This is a genomic window from Winogradskya humida (assembly GCF_016862215.1).
Classification (GTDB): Bacteria; Actinomycetota; Actinomycetes; order Mycobacteriales; family Micromonosporaceae; genus Actinoplanes; species Actinoplanes humidus.
Window position 1 is genome coordinate 63,442 of the sequence record NZ_BOMN01000108.1, and the last position, 22,172, is coordinate 85,613.

Annotated in this window: 1 protein-coding gene; it reads right to left on the reverse strand. The window is 70.0% G+C overall.

Features of this window, described 5'->3' with window-relative positions; translation table 11 throughout:
* Positions 1-201: 201 nt before the first annotated feature.
* A complete protein-coding gene (locus tag Ahu01nite_RS37085) occupies positions 202-21,924 on the reverse strand; it encodes a non-ribosomal peptide synthetase (RefSeq protein WP_203841395.1) in 21,723 nt (7,240 codons plus the stop codon).
* Positions 21,925-22,172: the final 248 nt, after the last annotated feature.

Consider the following 22,172-nt stretch of genomic DNA (forward strand, 5'->3'; position numbering starts at 1 on the left):
TCCGGACCGAGTGTCCTACCTTCGGTGACCGGCACTGCCCCGACCGAGCGGGGATTTCACCACCCTCTACCACCTGCTCGGCCGCGTCCGCGGCACAGTGCGCCTGGACCGCTCAGGAAGGCAGAAAGCAGCACGCCGGGTCCACGCCCTCGCAGGCATGGACCCGGCTGCTCTGCGGGTACTTGACGGTTGCCCTACCGGTCAGGAAATGCCACCGAGTTCAGCCGACAGCAGCGGGCCGAGTTTCTCCAGAGTCGCCGGGTCCAGGAGCTCCGAGTGAGCGACCGGCAGCTCGTGGACCGTGGTTGCGGTGATCAAAGGGCTCCATGCAGGAGCTCCCGGACCGTTGAAGCCCTGCTCCGGGACAGTCGCCTCCACGAAGAACACTTCGCCGTCGAAGGGTGTGTACTCGGCGGATGCCATCAGGCGATCGCTGGCCAGGTAGTTCTCCAGGACCCGAGCGATCTGCGCATCGGTCAGGGATGCCACCGCACCACCGGCGTCCCGCACAAAACCGACGGCCTCCTCCACAGTTAGGTTCGCGGAGGGGACGGTGTAGCCCATCTCGGTCAGCAACCCGGCCACCGTCGACGGCGCGGAGACCGCATCGCGCCGGGCGTCGAGCATTCCCACGAAGGTGACCTCGCGGCCTCGCCCTTGCAGTTCGGCTGCGGTGCAGAGCGCCAAGGCCCCGCCGAAGGACCATCCCAGGAGCCGGACCGGACCCGCCGGCTGCGCCGACTCGATACGGTCCGCGTGCTCAACCGCAAGGGCAGTCATGGTCGCCGGCAGGCTTCCTCCTGCGAGCAGCGGTGACTGCAACCCGATCAGAGGCGCATCCACGAACCGCTTGAGCCCCGCGAACTGCCAAGCCAACCCGCTGGCGGGCGCAAAGCAGAACAACGGCGTTCCGTGCCTGCCCGGGGACAGCGACAGGACAGGAGCCAGCCCATCCCCTCCCGGGGTCTCGCCGTCGAGCAATCGAGCCACCCCGGCGACTGTTGGTGCGGTGAAGAGCCGAGCCACCGGAACGTCAGCGCCGAGCTCGTCGCGCAACGCCGTTGCCAGCCGCACCAGCAGCAGCGAATGCCCACCCAGCGCGAAGAAGTCGTCGTGCACTCCCACCGACTCCAAGCCCAGAACGGCTGCCATGAGACGTGCGACGGCCGCCTCCATGCGGGATCGGGGTGTTTCCGAGACCGGCGTCGCAGGCAGTGTGATCTCCGGCAGGGCGTTGCGGTCTACCTTGCCGTTCGGGGTGAGTGGGAGGGTCCCGAGCACCTGGCAGACCGCGGGGATCATGTAGCCCGGAAGCGACGACTCGAACAAGGCTGTCAGCGAGGCCTGTGAGAATTCCGGTGCCACCGTGAGGTAGGCGACGAGCCGATCACCCCGGACCACCACCACCGCGCGTGTCACGGACGGGTGGGACAGTGCTACCGCCTCGATCTCCTCCAGTTCGATCCGGAAGCCTCTCACCTTCACCTGGTGATCGGTCCGGCCCAGGTACTCCAGGTGGCCGTCGCGCCAGCGGGCAAGGTCACCCGTTCGATACAGGCGGGCGCCGTCGAGGCCTGCCACGAAGCGGGTCGCGGTCAAGCCGGGACGGCCGAGATAGCCGCGGGCCACCTGAGGGCCGCCGAGATAGAGCTCACCGGCAACGCCCGGCGGCACAGCTTGCAGGAGACCATCCAGCACGTAGGCGGAGACGCCCGGCAACGGCCGTCCGATCGAGCCGTTCCAGTCCTCGGCGACGGCCTCGCTGGTGGCCCATACGGTGACCTCGGTCGGGCCGTAGAGGTTGACCACGGACGCGGCACGCGAGCGCAGGGACGCCGCGACCGATGCGGGCAACGCCTCGCCGCCGACCAGGGCGCGTACCGAAGAAAGGTCTGTATCGGACGCTTCCAGTAGCGCAGCCCAGAGCGAGGGGGTCGCCTGCATCGCGGTGATCTTGTGTCTCTCGATCATTGCCGCGAGCAGCCGGGGGTCGCGGACCTCGTCCGGAGAAGCGAGCACGATCGTGCCGCCCGCACGCAGAGTGCCAAGAATCTCCAGCACCGAGATGTCGAATGACAGCGTAGTCACAGCCAGCAGCCGCTCTCCCGGCATCAACGGCAGAGCGTCCAGGAAGGACTCAAGGTTGCGCTGGGTGACGACAACACCCTTCGGGCGGCCGGTCGAGCCCGACGTGTAGATCACGTACGCCGCGGCATCCGGCGACGGGGCCTGCACTACCGGGGCGGGCGCCGGTGTGATCTCAGCCATGAAATTTTCGTCGATGATCAAGGCAGGGCGGGCGTCTTCGACCATGAAATCGCGCCGGGCGGCCGGGAAGGCCGGGTCGAGCGGCAGGTAGGCGACGCCCGCTTTGCGCACCCCCAGCACCGCGATGACCAGGTCCGCTGACCGGGGCAGGCCGATGCCGACGATGCTGCCCGGCGCGACCCCATACTCGATCAACTTTGCCGCCACCGACCCTGCGGCGTAGTCGATCTCTTCGACGGAAAACGGTGACGCCGAAGTGACGAGCGCGAGGCCAGAATGGCCTGCGTCGGTCCGGGAAGGAGCCGCCGGGACCGTCTGCCAGGAAAGGAGATCCGTCGTGTCCGCAGCAGCCAGCATCGGCGCCTGGAAGACCGGGGTGGCCGGCTCCCCGGCGAAGGCCGTCAGCAGCGTCTCGAGACGATCGAGCAGCCGGCCCGCCGTCGGGGCAGCGAAGCGATCCGCGTCGTATTCGCAGGTCACTTCAACGCCGTCCGGTCCCCCGTCGATGAACGTGACGTTGAGGTCGACCTTGGGATCCGCCGCAAAGTCCGGCGCGGCGAGCACCGGCAGGCCCAGCAGCAGCTCACCGGAGGCGGGCCGGTGGAAGTAACCGATCATGACCTGGAAGAGCGGGTTGCGGCCCGGCACCCGCGGTGGGTTCACCAGCTCCACAACCTGCTGGAACGGAACGTCGGCGTGTTCAAACGCCGCGAGGTCCGCCGTCCGCACGCGCCGGAGCAGCTCGATGAAGGTGGGGTCTCCGGAAAGGTCCGCGCGCAGGACGATCGTGTTGACGAAGAAGCCCACGAGGTCGTCCAGGGCGGCGTCGCCGCGGCCGGAGGTCGGGCTGCCGATCGGCACGTCGGTTCCGGCGCCATGCCGGGCGAGGAGCGTCGCGAGGGCGGCATGCAGCGCCATGAACAGGCTCGCCGACTCACCGCGGGCGATCTCCCGCAAGCGGTCGATCAACGACGCCGGCAGGGTCGCACTCACCAGTCCCGCAGCCTTCTTCGCGACCGTGCGCGCACCGTCCGACGGCAGCGTGATCTCCTCCGGCAGCGCCGCCAGCGCCTCGCGCCAGAAGTCACCATTCGCGGGGGTGAGCGACAGAACGTAGTCCGCGTACTGCACCGGAAGCGGTTCGTAAGCGGGCGCGTGACCGGCGATCCGGGCGGCATACGCGATGTCCAGGTCACGCAGCAGCGGCCCGTCGGACCACTCGTCCATCGCGATGTGGTGCAGCACCAGGACCAGAACGCTGGACGATCCCTCATCGACGACCGCAGCCCGGATCGGCAGGTCCTCGGCGAGGTCGAAGGGTCGCGCCACGAGATCCGCGGCCGGCGTCGCAGTCTCCACCGTGATGCTCGCGGGCGGAGGCACGATGTGCTGAGCCGACGAACGGATCAGGGTCCGCAGCACCTCGTGGCGGGCCACGACGTCACCGAGAGCGAGCGACAGTGCGCCGAGATCGGGGCGCCCGCCGAGCCGGACCAGCAGCGGGTAGTTATAAGCGCTCGACCCCGGGTCGAGCTGGTCGAGCAGCCACAACCGCTGCTGCGCCGGCGACAGGGGCAGCACCTCGGGCCGCTTCTGAGCAATGAGGGCGGCCCGGGCAGGGCCGCTGGTGGCACGGGCCAGTTTCTCCGGGGTACGCGCGTCGAAGAGTGCGCGCAGCGACAGGTCCCCGCCCAGTTCCGCGCGCACCCGGCCGATCAGCCGCAGCGCGGTCAGGGAGTGGCCCCCCGCGTCGAAGAAGTCGTCCTCGACGCCGAAGCTGGGCAGCCCCAGCACCTCGGCGAAGACTTCGCAGAGACGGCGTTCCCGATCGTCTGCGGGCGGCCTCGAGGCCTTGGCCACGGGGGCCGGCGCCGGAAGCGCCGAGGTGTCGAGCTTGCCGTTGACGGTCAGGGGCAGCACGTCCACGGTCGCGAAGAGCGACGGCACCATGTAGGACGGAAGCCGGTCGGCGAGTGCCGCGCGCACCTGCGCCGGGGTCGCGTCGCCGACAATAAAGGCGACGAGGGCACCGTCACGGGCGAGGACCGCCGATTGGCGTACGCCGGGAACGGCCGACACGGCAGTTTCCACCTCGCCCAGCTCGATGCGATAGCCGCGGATCTTGACCTGATCGTCCGTACGGCCGAGGAAGTCAAGGTTGCCGTCAGGGCGCTCGCGCACGAGGTCGCCGGTGCGGTAGAGGCGGCTGCCGTCGGGTCCCGCGACGAAACGCGCGGCGGTCAGTCCGGGGCGGTTGAGGTATCCACGGGCCAGGCCGGCGCCGGCGATGTAGAGCTCGCCCGCGACGCTCCGCGGCACGGGACGCAGCCAGCTGTCGAGGACGTATCCGACAGTGTTGAAGATGGGCTTGCCGACCGTGGCGGTGACGCTGTCCGACGTCCCCCCGCCGAGGGTGTTGATCGTGTATTCGGTGGGTCCGTAGAGGTTGTAACCGGCCACGCCGTCGGTGTCGCGCAGCGTCGTCCAGAGCTTCTCCGAAACGGCTTCGCCGCCGAGCAGGACCAGGCACGGCCGGTGGGTGCCGGCGAGGAGCCCCTCGTCCAGCAGAGCCTGCGCGTAGGTCGGGGTGAGGTTGACGACGTCGACCTTGTGCTCGGCGCAGTAGGCGACCAGCGCCCGGCCGTCGCGGCGCAGCTCCTCGTCGGCGACGTGCACGTGGTGGCCTTCGACCAGCCAGAGCAGTTCCTCCCACGACATGTCGAAGGAGAAGCTCACCGTGTGCGCGATGGTGAGGACCCGGCCGCCCGCCGCGTCGATGGTCGGTCCGAAGATCGCGTCGCGGTGGTTGAGCTGCATGTTGGTCAGGCCGCGATAGGGCGTGACGACGCCCTTGGGCCGGCCGGTCGAGCCCGAGGTGTAGATGACGTAGGCGGGCCGGTCCAGGCGGCCGGGGGTGCCCGGCGCGAAGTCGTCCAGCCAGGGCTCCCCGATCTCCTGATAGAGCCCGGCCAGCGAGTCCAGCACGAATACCGGCTGCGCGTCGTCGACCATCGTCTGCCGGCGTTCGGGCGGAAGATCAAGGTCAAGTGGAAGGTACGCCGCCCCGGCACGCAGCACGGCGAAGAGCGCGACCACCATGTCCACGCCGCGGGGCAGCGCCAGCCCGACGATCGTCTCGGGGCCCGCGCCGCGTGAGCGCAGGCCACGGGCGACGGCGCTGACCCGGCCGTCCAGCTCGGCGTAGCTGAGGGTGGCGCCGGCGTGGGTGAGCGCGGCGGCGGTCGGGGTTCGTGCGGCCTGTTCGGCGAGCATCTCCGCGATGGTGATGTCGGGGATGTCCGCGGCTACGCCGGTCTGGGGTTCAGTGGCGGGCAGTGCGATCGCGCCGACGGTCCGGTCGGTGTCGAAGGTCTCGAGTACGGTCCGGAGGCGGTCCAGCAGGGATGCGGCCTCGGTGGCCGTGACCACGTCGGAGCGGTATTCGAGGCGGATCCGCAGGGCCCTGCCGGGGGTGGCCACCCAGGTCAGCGGATAGTGCGTCGCGTCGACCGACTCGACACCGACGATGCCGTGCTCCGCCTCCAGGTCGTCGAAGGTGTTGTCGTCCAGGAAGTTCTGCAGCACGTAGAGGCTGTCGAAAAGCTGGCCACGGCCGGTCGCGCGCTGGATGTCGCCCAGGCCCACGAACTCGTGGGCCATCAGCTCGATCCGCTCGTCCTGGACGCGGCTCAGCACGTCGCGCACCGGTTCCGTGGCGGCGAAGGAGACACGCTGCGGCACGGTGTTGAGGAAGACACCGACGACTTCCTCGATGCCGTCCAGCTCGGTGGGCCGGCCGGCCACCGTGGTGCCGAAAAGCGCCTCAGGGCGGCCGGTGGCGTGGCTGAGCACCAGGCCGAGTGCGGTGCTGAGCACGGCGTTGAGGGTGACGCCGGCGGCTCGGGCCTGGTCGGTGAGCCGGGCGGTCTGCTCCTCGGTGAGCTGGACGGCAAGGCTGGTGGCGAGCACCGGCTCGGTGCCGGCAGCCGCCGGGTACAGGATCGTCGGCTCGGCGCCCTCGAGGGCCCGTGTCCAGGCTTCGACAGACTCCTGGATGTCCTGCCGCGCGATCCACTCGAGGTAGTCCGTGAAGCTCGCGCCCTCGGGCTGGACCGGGCGCCCGGCGTAGGCGCCGAACAGGTCCCGCAGCACCAGCTCCCGCGACCATCCGTCCCACAGCAGCAGGTGGTACGTGAAGAGCAGCCGGTCGCGGCCGTCGGGCAGACGGACCACCGTGAGCCTCGCCAGCGGCGCGTGCGCCAGGTCGAACGGGCGCGTGCGGTCGGCGATCATCACCGCTTCGAGGTCAGCAGGGTTCTCGATCACCTCGACGGTGACCGGCACGTCGCGGCGCAGGATCGCCCCGTCATCGGTGAAGGCCAGGCGCGCTGCGGGGTGAGCAGCGAGCATCGCGGCGAAGGCCCGCTCCAGGGCCGCGACATCAAGACGGTAGTTGACGTCGAAGGCGTTCTGAGCGACGTAGACGTCCGCGTCACCGGCCAGCTTCGCCTGGAAGTACAGGCCCTCCTGCAGTGGCGAGAGCGGCCAGGTCCGTTCGTCGACGGGGGCGAGCTCGGCCGCCCAGCCGTCGGCGATGGCGGTGACCGCGTCCAGGCCGAGGCCCTCGTCGGCGTAGGTGAGGACGGCGTGCAGCTCGGAGCCCCGAGCAGCGACGTTGATCTCGAGCAGGTACGGGGTGCCGAGGTCGTCGTCGGGCCGCACCCGGATGTCCTCGTCGGCGGACGACCAGTCGCCCGCGTCGCTGGTGAAGCGGCCGAGGTAGTTGAACAGGACCTGCGGCGTGCCGAGCCGCGCCAGGGCGGCCGCGCTGCGCGGGTTGACGTACCGCAGCATGCCGTAGCCCAGACCGTCACCGGCAGCCCCGTCACCGGCGGGTTTATCACCGGCGGGCGCGTCACCAGCGCGGGTGTCAGGGAGCCGCACCGGGGCGATCGAGGTGAACCAGCCGACGGTGCGGGAGAGGTCAGCGTCGCCGACCGGCTCACGGCCGTGGCGTTCCACGTCGACGACGAGTTCGGCCTCGGTGCCACGCCAACGGTTCACCGCCGTGTGCAGGGCGGTGAGCAGTGTCGCCGTGACGTCGCCGGTCAGAACGCTGGGGTCGACCGGGATGCGTACCTCATGATCGCGGGTCTGACCGACGGTCAGCCCGAACGTCACGGCCTGCGGATCAAGCTCGGCGCCGGGTGCGAGTGCCAGCTGCCACTGCGGGAATTCAGCCATCCTCGCGGCGGTCCCGGCCTCTTCACCGACGGTACGCGCGAACGACCGCAATGACGTCGTGACCGGGTCGAGCTCGGCCGCCTCGTACGCCTGCCGCAGGTCCTCGGTGAGGATCTGCCATGAGACACCGTCGACGACCAGGTGGTGCGCGACCAGCAGAAGCCGTCCCTGCTCACCCGGCCCGGCGTCGAAGAAGACGGCTTCCAGCACCCGCCCCGCCTCGGGGTCGAGCCGGCTCACCGCAGCCTCGGCCTCGCGCAGGATCGTGGCAGCCTCGATCCCGTCCACCGTGTTAAGTGAAACCGAACCAGAGCCAGTGGCTGTGATCTCCTGGGACCACAGCATCGGCGCCGGGCGGCTCAGCCGCAGCCGCAGCGCGTCATGGTGGGCGACGAGCTTGTCGAGCGCCGCCCGCAGCCTGGCCGGCGTCGCCCCGGCGGGCGTACGGATCAGGTCTGCCTGGTGCAGGCGGTTGATACCGCCGCCGAGTTCCGCGAGACGGTGCACGATCGGCAGCAGCGCAACCTCCCCCACGCCGTCGCTGACAGCAGGCGTGACCGCAGCAGCACCTGCCACGGGCAACGCGGCCCCGGCCAGCGCCATAGGGGTGCGCTTGAGGAAGACGTCGCGCGGGGAGAGCTTGACGCCGCTGCGCTTGGCACGGTTGACGAGCTGGATGGCCACGATGCTGTCGCCGCCGAGGCTGAAGAAGTCGCCGTCCGCGGGTACCGCGTCCAGGCTCAGCACCTCCGCGAACAACCCGCGCAGCGTCGTGACCGCGGGGTTCTCGTCAGAAAGGGCAACCGAGGACGCAGCGACCGTACGCGCCGGAGCAGGCAACGCCTCCCGGTCGAGCTTGCCGTTCACGGTCAAGGGCAGTGCGGGCAGGGTGACGAACGCGGCCGGGACCATGTAAACGGGCAGCACGGTAGCGAGGTGGTCGCGGACGGCGTCTACATCCGGGCGGCTGCCGGGGCGCGACACCAGGTAGGCGACCAGGCGGCCGTCGCGCACGATCACGGCGGTGTTGGCGACGCCGGGCAGTGCCAGTAATGCCGTCTCGATCTCGCCCAGTTCGATGCGGTAGCCGCGAACCTTCACCTGGTGGTCCGAGCGGCCGAGGTAGACGAGCTCGCCGTCCTCCCAGCGGGCCAGGTCACCGGAGCGGTACAGCCGGCCGGGGCCGAACGGGTTGGCGACGAAGCGGGTGGCGGTCAGGCCGGGCCGGTCGAGGTAGCCGCGCGCGAGTTGCTCACCGGCGACGTACATCTCGCCGGTCACGCCTTCGGGCACAGGCTGCAGGTACGCGTCCAGCACGTGAACGGTCAGCCCGGGCAGCGCGGCGCCGATGATGCTGGGCCGGGTCACGTCGGCCGGGTCCAGCGCACGGAAGGACACATGCACGGTGGTCTCGGTGATGCCGTACATGTTGACCAGCAGTGGAGTCTTGTTGCGGGCGTACCAGGGGGCGAGGCGGGACAGGTCCAGCGCCTCGCCGCCGAAGACGACGTAACGCAACGCCAGCCGGTCGTTCGCCGTCGAGTCCGCCTCGATCAGTGGGTAGAAGGCTGACGGCGTCTGGTTGAGGACGGTCACCTTCTCGTCGCGCAGCAGTGCACGGAAACGCTGCGGGTCGCGGGCCACGTCGTGCGGCACCGTCACGAGACGGCCGCCGTGCAGGAGCGGGCCCCACAGCTCCCAGACCGAGAAGTCGAAGGCGTACGAGTGGAACATCGTCCACACGTCGTCCGGCCCGAAGTCGAAGAGCTGGGACGCCGCGGCGAACAGCGCGAGCACGTCGCGGTGGGTGACCACGACACCCTTGGGTCTGCCGGTCGAGCCCGACGTGTAGATGACGTACGCCGCGTTGTCACCGGTGTGGGTGGCGACGGGCCTGGTGGTGGGCTGCCCGGGTGCGGCCACGTCGATCCCGCCCGAACCGATCACGCAGACCGGTGCCGCGTCGGCCAGGATGTATTCCTGCCGGGCGGCGGGAGCGGCACTGTCGACGGGCACGTAACAACCGCCGGCCTTGACCACCGCGAGCAGCGCGACAACGAGGTCGGCTCCGCGTGGCAGCCGGACCGCGACGCGTGACTCCGGCCGGACGCCGCGGGCGATGAGTTCGTGGGCGAGCTGGTTGGCCCGTGCTTCCAGCTGGGCGTAGGTGAGGTCGTCGACAGCTGCGCGGTCCGAGACGTCGTGAAGATCGAGGGTCCCCGCCGAAACCGGCACGGGGGGTGCCGCGGGAAGAGCAGGCACAGCGCCGAGAGTCAGCGCGGAGACCGGCTCGTCCAGGGACGAGATGAGCTGAGTCAGGACGTACGCAACTTGGTCGACCAGGCGTTGCGCGGCAGCGACACCGACGGCAGCGTCGTATTTGATCTCCAGGGTGAGGCGCTCGCCGGGGAAGGCGACCAGGGAGACCGGGTAGTGCGGCGAGTCCGTGCCGGTGAATCCGGTGACGCCGAGGCCCTGCGCGTCACCGCCGTCGACGGGCGGGAAGTTCTCCACGACCACCATGGAGTCGAAGAGCTCGCGTACGCCGGCGAGGCGGTTCAGCTCGGCGAGGCCGACCTGCTGCACGTCGAGCACGTCGGTCTGCTGCTCCTGCAGGCGGCGCAGCACGTCGGCGAGGGGCTCGTCCGGGCGCCACGCCATGGGCACCGGCACGGTGTTGATCAGTAGGCCGACGATCGATTCGACACCGGGCAGTTCACCGCCGCGGCCCGAGACCGTCGACCCGAAGACGACCCGGTCACGGCCGAGCAGACGGCCCAGCAGCAGCCCCCACGCGCCGTGGATCAAGGTGCTGACCGTGATGCCGTGCGCGCGGGCGGCCGAGGAGATCCCGTCGACATACGCGTAGACGCTCTCGTGGTGGGAGACCGTGCTGATGTCCGGGTACAGCACGGTCGGTTCGACACCGGCGAGGGCGGTTGACCAGGCGGCGCGGGCATCCGAGGACGAGCGTGTGACCACCGATTCGATGTGGTCGCGGAACGTCGCGGTGAGGTGAGGCAGGGCGCGGCCGTGGTAGGCGGCCACCACGTCGGAGAAGACCAGCGGGTAGGACCAGCCGTCGGCGAGGATGTGGTGCATCGTCTCGACCAGGCGGTGGTCGGTCGGGCTCAGCGAGACGAGGGCGTACCGCAGCACGGGCGGGCGGGCCAGGTCGAACGGCTGGGCCAGCTCGGCGGCGGCGAACTCTTCGAGACGGGCGTGCGCTTCGGGCGTACCCGTGAGATCCAGCTCTTGCCAGGGGACCTGGACCTCGTCCGCGATGACCTGGACGATCCGGCCGTCGCGAAGCTCACGGAAAGATGCCCGCAGGGCGTCGTGGCGCCGGACCGCGGTCTCGACGGCGGCACGCAGCCTTGCCGGATCCACTTCGCCGGAGAGCGAGGCGACCTGCTGCACCGCGTAAGTGTCCACCTCGGAAACCACGGAGTGGAAATGCATCCCCTCCTGCAGCGGCAGCAACGGCAGCACGTCGGTGGCGCCGGCGAACGCGTCCACGTCGTCCTGGGTAAGCCCGGTGACCAGCGGGAAGTCCGACGGAGTGTGCCCGGCGAGATCCGTGGTGGTCAGCTCCCGCAGCACGGTCGTCCACTGCTCGGCGAGAGCAACGACACGTTCCTCGGTGAGCAGTCCGGCCGGCCAGGAGAGCGTCGCCTCGAAGATGTCACCGGTCACGTGCGCGTTGATCTCCAGCGGCATCGCCGGGTTGGCCGGGTCGACACCCTCACGCAGCGGGGACGCCTGGGCCCAGTCGTCCGGCAGTGCGGAGGAGCCGAAACGGCCGAGGTAGTTGAACAGGATTTCCGGCGCCGGGCCGAAGTCCTGGTCGCGCAGCCAGCGCAGCGAGCCATACCCGAGGCCGTCGGTGGGCACGGCCCGCAACTGCTCTTTGACCGTACGCGCGGCAGCGGCGAGATCCGTGAGAGTTCCCGGCTCGAGGCGTACCGGATGGATCGCCGTGAACCAGCCGACCGTCCGGGAGAGGTCTAGGTCACCGGTGCGGCCGTGGCCTTCGAGGCTGACCAGGACGGGCGCGCCGGCGTTGCCACTTTCGCGGTTCACGGCGACGGCGAGCCCGGTGAGCAGCACATCGTTGATGCCGGCGAAGAACGCCGCGGGCACGGTGGTCAGCAGTGGAACGGTCACTTCGGCGGGCAGGGTCACCGAGATCGACCGTACGGTCTCGGCGGTGTCGGTCGCCGGGTCCGCGGGCCGGTCGCCGAGCAACGGGCGCGGCCCGGCGAGCGTACGACGCCAGAAGTTCTCCTGGCCCTCGAAGGCGGGCTGGGCCGCCGCGAACGTGCGGAAGGACGCACCGACCGGTTCGAGCTCCTCACCGCGCGCGGCCCGCCGCAGGTCGTCGGTGATGATGCGCCACGAGACGCCGTCGATGACCAGGTGGTGAATGACGAGCAGCAGGCGGCGCCCGTCCCACGCGGCACGCAGCATGATGCCGTTCGCGGGGTCGAGCCGCGCTACCTCGGCCTCCTCGTCGATCGGCCCCTCGGTGATCAGCCCCGAGGCGCGCAAACCGGCCGCTGGGACCTGCAGACCTGCGGCGTGCAGCCCGGCCGCTCGGACCTTCAGACCAGCGTCGTTCAGCCCGGCCGCTGGGACCTTCAGACCAGCGTCGTTCAGCCCGGCCGCGGGAACCTGCAGACCAGCGTCGTTCAGCCCGGCCGCGGGAACCTGCAGACCAGCGTCGTTCAGGACGGGTGCCGGGATGGGCAGGGTTTCGTTGAAGCTGGCCCGGAGCAGGTCGTGGCGGTCGAGCAGCGCCTGCAGGATCGTTTCGAGGCGGTCGCGGGTCAGTGTGGCCGGGGTGTGCCAGGACATCGACTGGTAGAAGTGGCCCAGCGGCGTCGCGGACTTCACCGTCTCGGCCAGCATCGGGGTCAGCGCCACATCGCCGAGGCCGCCGTCAGCGGTCACGGTTTCGACGACTGTGGCGGGCAGGGCCGCGGCGAGGGCCTGGACGCTGCGGCGGCGGAAGACGTCACGCGGCGTGACGTGCAGGCCGGCCTTGCGGGCGCGGCCGGCGACGGAGATCGACGAGATGCTGTCGCCGCCGATCGTGAAGAAGTCGTCGTCGATGCCGACCTGTGGCAGGCCCAGCACCTCGGCGTAGATGTCGGCGAGCAGGCGTTCCCGGTCGTCGCGGGGGCCGCGGGCGACGCCGAGGATCGGGGTGGCTTCGGGCAGCGCCTTGGCGTCGAGTTTGCCGTTGACCGTCAGCGGCAACGCGTCGACCACTGCGTAGAGCGACGGCACCATGTAGGAAGGCAGCCGTTCGATCAGCGCCGCGCGCACGTCCGCCGGGCTGACCGGGCCGACGAGGTAGGCGTGCAGTTTGCCGTCGCGGGCGAGCACTGCTGCCTGGCGTACGCCGGGGACGGCTGCCACGGCGCTTTCCACCTCGCCCAGCTCGATCCGGTACCCGCGGATCTTGACCTGGTCGTCGCTGCGGCCGAGGAAGTCGAGGGTGCCGTCGGGACGTTCGCGCACCAGGTCACCGGTGCGGTAAAGGCGGCTGCCGTCCGGGCCCGCGACGAAGCGGGACGCGGTCAGCGCCGGACGGTCGAGGTAGCCCCGGGCCAGGCCGGCGCCGGCGATGTAGAGCTCCCCCACGACGCCGAACGGGACCGGGCGCAGCCAGTCGTCGAGGACGTACCCCGTGGTGTTGAAGATCGGGCGGCCCACCGTGGGTGTTGCGCTGTCGGGCGTACCCGCACCCAGGGTGTTGATCGTGTATTCGGTCGGTCCGTAGAGGTTGTAGCCGATCGGTCCGTCCGGGTCGCTGAGCCGCGACCACACCGAGTCCGTGACGGCCTCGCCGCCCAGCAGCACGAGCCACATCCGGTGCCCGTCGAGCAGGCCCTCTCCGAACAGGTGGTGCGCGTACGTGGGAGTGACGTTGATGACGTCGATGCCGTGCTCGCGGCAGTAGGCGACCAGGGCGGTGGCATCGCGGCGCAGTTCCTCGTCGCAGACGTGGACCTCATGGCCCTCGACCAGCCACAGCAACTCCTCCCACGACATGTCGAAGGAGAAACTGACGGTGTGCGCGATCCGCAGCCGCTCGACACCGGCGGCGCGGGCCCGGGCCACGGTCGGGTCGAAGATCTCGGCACGATGGTTGAGCTGCATGTTCGTTAAACCGCGGTAGGGCGTGACGACACCCTTGGGTTTGCCGGTCGACCCTGAGGTGTAGATGACGTACGCGGGCCGGTCGAGCCGGTCACCCCGGAAGTCCGGATGCGTAGCCGGCCCGTCGTCCTGCGCCAGACCATCCAGTGTGGAGAGCACGAGCAGCGGCCGCGCGTCGTCGAGCATCGTCTGTCGCCGCTCGGCGGGCAGATCAAGATCCAGCGGCAGGTACGCAGCCCCGGCACGCAACACGGCGAACAGCGCGACCACCATGTCGATACCCCGCGGCAGGGCGAGCGCGACCAGTCGCTCCGGCCCCGCACCCCGTGCGACAAGGCCCCGGGCGACGGCGTCGATCCGCGCATCCAGCTCCGCGTAGGTGAGCCGCACGTCGCCGAAGACCAGTGCGGTCAGTTCAGGGGTACGCCGTGCCTGCGCGGCCAGCATCTCCGCGATGGTGACGTCGGGGATGTCCGCGGCGACACCGTCCAGCTGGCGCGCGGCACCGAAGTTCAGCGAGCCGGCCGGAACGTCGAGCCCGTCGGCGAGATGCTTGAGCACGGCGACGAGGTCATCGACCATTTCCCGCGCCAGGGCGGCCGTGATCACATCCGGGCGGTACTCCAGCTTGACGCGCAGGTTCGCGCCCGGCGTCAGCACCCAGGTCAGCGGGTAGTGCGTGGTGTCGGTGTACTGCACGTCGACGATGCCCTGCGCGGCTTCGAGGTCGTCGAAGGTGCTGTCCGCGAGGAAGTTCTGCAGCACGTAGAGCGTGTCGAAGAGCTGGTCCTGCCCGGCGGCGCGCTGGATGTCGCCGAGGCCCAGGTACTCGTGCGGGGCCAGGTCGAGCCGGTCCTGCTGGGCACGACGGGCGAGGTCGGCGACGGTCGTGCGCGGGGTGGCCGCAACCCGGGCCGGGACGGTGTTCAGGAACAACCCGATCACGTTCTCGATGCCGGCGATCCCGGTCGGGCGGCCGGCGACCGTGGTGCCGAAGGTGACGTCACCGCGTCCGGTGCGGTGACCCAGCACCAGGCCGAGCGCGGCGGTGAGCACCGAGTTGAGGGTGACGCCGGCACGGCGGGCCTGCTCGGTGAGGCGCGTGGTCACCGCGGTCGGCAACGCGGCGAGGATCCGGTCGGACAGCATCGGCTCACGGCCGACCGCGTCCGGCACGACGATCGTCGGCTCGTCGAGGACGGCCTTCCACGCCGCGGCTGAGGCGTCCCGGTCCTGCGCGGCGATCCACGTGAGATAGTCGGGGAACCCGGGGCCTTCCTCCGGCAGGACACCGGTCTCGCCGCGGGAGTCGTACAGAGCGAAGAGCTCCCGCAGCACGAGCTCGCGCGACCACCCGTCCCACAGCAGGAAATGGCAGGTGAGCAGCAGCCGGTCGGTGCCGTCGGGACCGTGGACGACGGTGAGCCGGATCAGCGGCGGCGCGGTCAGGTCGAACGGGCGCTCGCGGTCCTCGGCGGCGATCTGCTCGGGGTCGCCGTCCAGCACGGTGACAACTGCCGGGACGTGCGCGGCGATGCGTTGCTGCGGGCGCGGGTCGTTGACGAACGCGGCACGCAGGGTCGGGTGCCGGTCGAGCAACGCCGCGAACGCCAGCTCCAGCGCCGCGACGTCGAGACGGCGGTCGAAGTCGAAGACGTTCTGCGCGATGTAGGTGTTGGCGCCGTCCGCGTACGTGGCCTGGTAGTAGACACCCTGCTGCAGCGGGGAAAGGTCCCAGACCTCGTCGGCGGCTGAGACGGGGGTGTCAGCAACCACCGGACCGTCGGCTGTGGCGGCGATCGCGGCCGCGGTGCGCGTACGGAAAATGTCCTGGGTGGAAAGCACTATGCCGTCCCGGGCGAGCAGGTTGACGAGGCGGATCGCGGTGATGCTGTCGCCACCACGCGCGAAGAAGTCATCGTGGACGCCGATGGATTCGGCACCCAGCGACTCTGCCAGGCGGGTGACAACCTGCGCCTCGCGGGGGGTGCGTGGCGGGGTGGCGACTGCGGCGACCGGGTCCGGCAGCGCGCGCCGGTCACGCTTCCCGTTCGGCAGCAGCGGTACGGCATCCAGCACGGTCACCGTCGCCGGCACCAGATAGGCGGGCAGTTCCTCGCGCAGTGTTGCGAGCAGTGCTTGCGGGTCCAACGTCTCTCCGGACTCCGCGACTACGTACCCGTGCAGGCTCTTGCGGTTGCGCGCGACCGCGACTGCCTCCCGCACACCGAGCCGGCGCAGCAGCGCGGCCTCGACCTCGGCCAGCTCGACCCGGTGACCGTTGACCTTCACCTGGTCGTCGTTGCGGCCCAGGAACTCGACCCGGTCATCGATCCAGCGACCCAGGTCACCGGTGCGGTACAGACGCTCACCGGGGGTGAACGGGTCCGCCACGAAGCGGGCCGCGGTCGCACCACCCTGCCCGCGGTAACCCCGGGCAAGCTGCGCGCCACCGACATAGATCTCGCCGACAGCCCCGGGGGCGACAGGTTCGAGGGCGGCGTCCAGCAAGTAGATGCGTACGCCAGGAACTGCACGGCCCAGGGTGACAGTCCCGCCCGGCGTGACGGTCCCGGCCAGCACGTCCCCGGTGTTCTCGGACGCACCGTACGAGTTGACGAGCTCGGCGCCGGGTGACGCGGCCGCGAGCACGGCGACCGTACCCGCGTCCAGGGCCTCACCACTGGTGATCCACCGCTCGAGATTCCGGACCTTGCCGGGTGCCGTCTCGGCGAGCGCGGCGGCGAGGCTCGGGACGGCGAGCAGTTGGGTAGCGCCCGAATCCGCGACCAGGATCGCCAGAGCGGTGCCGTCCGAAGCCGCGGTCTCGTCGGCGACGACAACGGTCGCGCCAGCTACCAGGCCGCCCAGCAGTTCGGTGGTGCCGTCGATGAAGCTCATCGAACTCTTCGCGACCCGGACCTGCCCGGTCCACTGATCGCGGGCCCACGCCAGCCTGTTCGCGAGCGCACCGTGTGTGCCGACCACGGCCTTCGGACGGCCCGTCGAGCCCGACGTGTAAACGACGGATGCCGCGTCGTGGGGTCCGATATGGACATCCGGAGCGTCACCACGAGCAGTCCGGAGCCGGACAACAGGAAGATCGTGCGGAGGCAGGGCACGGTTGCTCAGGTCATCGGCGAGTACGCACACCGGCTCGGCGTCACCGAGCATGAACTCGATGCGCGCGGCCGGGTAACCCGGATCCACCGGCAGGTACGCGGCACCGGCCCGCAACACCCCGAGCAGGGCAACGGGCAGCTCCGTGCTGCGGCGGGTGGCCACGGCGACCACATCACCACGGCGTACGCCGGCTTGGTGCAGAGTCGCGGCAACCGCCCCGGACCGGGTCCAGAGTTCGGCGTAGGTGAGCTCGGCCGCCCCCGCACGGACAGCAATCCCCACCGGGTCAACAGCACCGATCATCTCCGGAACGGTCACGCCGACCGCCCCGGCACGCTTGCCGCCGCTCGCTCCGGAGAAGGTGGCGCCGGTCGCTCCGGCAAGCTTGCCGCCGCTCGCTCCGGAGAGGGTGGCGCCGACCGCCCCGGCACGCTTGCCGCCGCTCGCTCCGGAGAGGGTGGCGCCGATCGCTCCGGAGACGTTGGCGTCAGTCGACCCGATTCTGCCGGCGCCGATCGCCCCGGAGACGTTGGCGGTAGCGGGCGGGGCGCCGATACCGCGGGTGAGAACGTCGGCGCGGTCTGTGTCGGAGAGCAAGGACACAGCTGCGACCGGGGTGGTCACATCGGCGGTGAGAACTCGGACGTACTGATCCAGCAGACGCTCGGCGGTCTCCGGAGGGAGACGGTGCGTCAGGGTGATGGAGATCGTGTCGCCCGGCTTGACCATCAGGGTTACCGGATAGTGCGGTGCCTCGATCACGTCCATGCCGCTGATCCGCAGCACGCCGTCCTCGTGGGCCGCCGCGGCCGGATAGTTCTCGATGACGACCAGGGTGTCGAACAGCTCCGGCAGCCCGACCCGCCGCTGGATCTCGGCGAGCGAGGTCTGTTCGTGCTCGACGACCTCACGCTGGTCCGTGGCGAAGCGGCGCACCACGTCACCCAGCGTCTCCGAGCCGGTCCAGCGCACCCGCGCCGGAACGGTGTTGATGAGCAGTCCGGCGATCCGATCAACACCGGGCACATCACCCGTACGCCCGGAGACCGTCGACCCGAACACCACATCGTCAGCGCCGGCGACCCGCCCGACCAGCACACCCCACGCCGCCGCGATGACGTTGCCGACCGTCACCCCGAAACGCTGAGCGACTTCCTGCACAGCGGTGCCGTCGACAGTCGTGACAATGCTGGCTGCCTTCTGCTGCGCGTCCGGTGCCAGCAGGGTCGGCTCGGTGACGCCGTCGAGCAGGTGGGCGTACGCGTCCGGGTCGCCCTCGCCGCGGTGCGCCAGGAAATCGCGGAACGCCGGCGGGGTCGGCAGCGACTCCCCCGCGTAGAGCGCGAGCAGTTCGTTGAGGATCAGCGGCACCGACCATCCGTCGGCCACGATGTGGTGCACGGTCTGCACCAGGGTGTGCCTGTCGACGCCGGTACGAACAAGTGCGTAACGCATACCCGGCGGCCGGGACAGATCGAACGGCTCGGCCCGTTCGGCGGCAGCCACCGCGTCCACATCACCCCCGACGACATAACGCCACGGCGCCTCCACACCAAGACCGGTGACACCAGCCGAACCACCGAACACACCTGAACCGGTAAGACCAGCCGAACCGCCGAACGCGCCCGAACCGGTAAGACCAGCCGAACCGCCAACCGCGCCCGAACCGGTAAGACCACCGCTAACCGCGCCCGAGCCGGTAAGAGCTCTGCCGATGACCGCGACGATGTCACCGTCGCCGGCCGGGCGGAATGCGGCGGCGAGGTTGGGGTGCCGGTCGAAGAGCGCGTTGGCGGCGCGGCGCAGACGTTCGGCGTCCATCGGGCCGTCGAGATGGATGAGTTGCTGCACGACGTACGGGTCGGCGCCCGGGGCGTACGTGGCGTGGAAGTAGAGGCCGGCCTGCAGCGGGGTGAGTGGCAGTACGTCACGGATGTCCGGGCCGAGTGCGTCCACCTCGGACTGGCGGAGCGTCACCAGCGGGAAGTCCGACGGGGTGTGCCCGGCGACAGCGGGGTCCGTGGCAATCGTGGTGAGCTGTTCGATCCAGCGGTCCGCGAGCTTCTGCACCTGGTCGTGGGTCAGCAACCGGCCGGGCCAGCTGAACACCGCGGAGAGCTGCGAGCCGACCGTGACCGCGTTGACCTCGAGGGCGCGCGGCAGCGGCATGCGGGGGTCGCGGCGTTCGACGACGACCTCGTCGGAGTCGAAGCGGCCGAGATAGTTGAACAGCACCTGCGGCTGGACAGCAAGATCAGCATGACCGGCGAGATAACGCAGGACACCGTACGAGAGCCCGTTGCGTGGAACCGCGCGCAACTGTTCCTTCACGGCCTTCACCGCAGCGGCCGGTGTGAGACCCGTGACGTCGACCGGTACGGGGAACAGCGTCGTGAACCACCCGAACGTACGCGACAGGTCGAGGTCCACGGCGTCCTCTTCGCGTCCGTGACCCTCCAGCTCCAGCAGGAACGGCTCGTCCGGGGAAACAGCAAGCGCGAGCGCGGCGACCAGCGCGTCATTGACACCGCCATGGACCGCCGCGGGGACAGCGCTGAGCAACCGTTCGGCGATGTCATCCGGCAGAACGACCGTCAGGCTCTCCTCGGTGGCCACGGTGTCGGTGTCATGGTCGAGCGGGCGATCACCCAGGACGCGCGTCGAGGTCTGCGCTGCCGCCGTCCAGAAAGGCAGGTCAGCGGAGAAGTCGGCGTCGCGCAGAGCGCTGGCCCACTGCCGGAACGAGGTCGGCGCGGCCTCGATCGGCAACCCACCCCGCAGGTCCTCAGCAAGCACCCGCAGCGAAACCCCATCCACCACCACGTGATGCACAGCAACAATCAACTGACCCGCCGACCCCGCCAAACCGGTCGGGCCCGCCGGGCCCGCCGCCGGCAGGTACGAGAATGCGACCAGCCGATCGGTGCTCAGCCGGGCGACCGTCGTCTCAAGGTCCTCGCCCACCCGCAACACATCGTCAGCCGACACCGAACCCACCGGCGCGATGGTCAGCACAGCGCCATCAATGGCACCTCGCAACACGTCATGCGCAGCGAGCAACCCGTCGACCAGCGCGGACACATCCCCCGAAACCGGCAGCGTTATGGCCTGGAAGAACCCGTCGTGCGCATTACCGACCTCATCCAGCCAGGCAATGATCGGGGTAGCCGGGACCTCGCCGATCGGCGGGACGACAGCGGCTTTCGACGGCTCCGAGGCCGAGACAACCAGGGCCAGGCTCGCTGGAGTCGGGTTGGCGAAGAGGTCACGCGCCCGCAATGTGAAGCCGGCCCGCCGGGCTGCGCGTACAGCACCGATCGCGACAATGCTGTCACCGCCGAGCGCGAAGAAGTCATCCTCAGCGCCGACCTCGTCCAGCCCGAGCACCGATGCGAAGACCTCACAGAGCGAAACCTCAGCAGGGGTACGCGGTGAGCGCGAGCGGCTACCACCCAGCACAGGCGCCGGCAGCGCGCGACGGTCAACCTTGCTGTTCGCGGTGAGCGGGAACGCGTCCAGGATCACGAACACCGACGGCACCATGTACTCGGGCAGCCGGCCGGCGCACCACGCGCGGAGGTCGTCGGCGGTAGCGGGTGCGCTCAGGACGGCGTACCCGATGAGGTGTCTGTCCTGGACCGTGACGACTGCCTGGCGCACCGCGGGGTTTGTCGAGGCGACGGCCTCGACCTCCTCGAGCTCGAGCCGCATGCCGCGGATCTTCACCTGGTTGTCGGCGCGCCCGACGAACTCGAGGCTGCCGTCGCCGGTCCAGCGGGCCAGGTCCCCGGTGCGGTACATGCGTTCGCCGGTGGCACTGAACGGGTTGGCGACAAACCGTGACCCGGTCAGGGCAGCAGCGTTGACGTAGCCGCGACCCAGCAGGAAGCCCGCCGCGTAGAGCTCACCGGTGACACCCGCACCGACCGGGTTGAGGTCGTCGTCGAGGACGTACAGCTGGGTGTGCGGGTTCGGGCGCCCGATCGAGGTGGCGATCCGTTCGGCATGGTCACGGTAGATGACGTGGGAGACGCCGATCGTCGCCTCGGCCGGCCCGTACCCGTGGTAGAGCGTCGTGGTGAGCTGCGCCCGGAAACGTTCGAACAGTTCCGGTGTGAGCACCTCGCCGCCGCACCACACGTGCCGCAACCCGTCGAGCTGATGGGTGCCCCGGGAAAGCTGCAGCAATACATCCAGCATGGAACTGACCAGGTAGACGAAGGTGACACCCTCGGTGGCGATCAGGTCGAGCAGGTATTGCGGGTCACGTTCCCCGCCCGGCTCGGCAACCACGACGTACCCGCCGGAGACGAGCGGCAGCAAAATCTCGTTGACGCTGATGTCGAACGACAGGGGCGCCTTGAACAGCGTCGCGTCACCCGGCCCGAAGTGCAGGATCTCGTCGCGCTGCCAGCGCAGGCGTTCATGGATCGCTTCGTGCCGGATCATCGCGCCCTTCGGGCGTCCGGTCGACCCCGAAGTGAAGATGACGTACGCAAGCCCGCGCGGATCGATCTCCTCACCCTGCCGGGACGGGATGCCGGCGGAGATCCGCTGCGAAGGAATGCGGGTCGCGGGAATGTCGGCGGCGGTCAGCACAAGTTTCGCACCGGCCTCGGCCAGGACCTGCTCACGGCGCTGCTCAGGCCAAGCAGGATCGACAGGTACGAACGCCGCGCCGGCCACCATGATCCCGAGAACGGCGATCACCATCTCGGCCGATCGAGGCATCCCGACGCCCACCACGTCCTCGGCCCGGCTACCGACAACCCCGCCACCATCCGAACCGGATCCGGAGACCGAGCCGGAGCCAGGGATCGAGCCGGAGCCGGAGGCCGAGCCGGAGCCGGAGCCGGAGCCGGAGGCCGAGCCGGAGCCAGGGTTCGAGCCGGGGCCGGGAGTGCCGATGCCGCGCTCGCGCAACTGCCTGGCAAGGGCGAACACCCGCTCGCTGAGCTCGCCGTAGGTCAGCCGGGTCTCCCCCGCGACCAGCGCCAACGCCTGCGGGTGCCGCGCCGCCTCGGCAACGAAGGCATCGACCACGGTAGAGACCTCAGCGGGCGTGGTGTTGTTGTTCCACCGCGCCAGCGAAGATTCGATCCCTTGCAGCCCAGCCGTCATGTGCCCCGCACCTCCGATGTAGAACGCCCACGAGGGCGCGCGTCACCGACGCGAATTTAGGTTAGCCTAACCTCTGATCAACACCAGACCGCCCTCCCTCAACCCCCGAATCCCGGCCCGGCCCGACTGCCGGCCCGGCCCGACTGCCGGCCCGACTGCCGGCCCGACTGCCAGCCCGACTGCCAGTCCGACTGCCAGCTCAACTGCCGGCCAGACCGAGTGCCAGACGGCCAGACCCCGGATGCCGA

Bases quoted from the DNA above. Each gene is read 5' to 3' on its own strand.
- Ahu01nite_RS37085 (WP_203841395.1), bottom strand. From the start codon at position 21,924: ATGACGGCTGGGCTGCAAGGGATCGAATCTTCGCTGGCGCGGTGGAAC.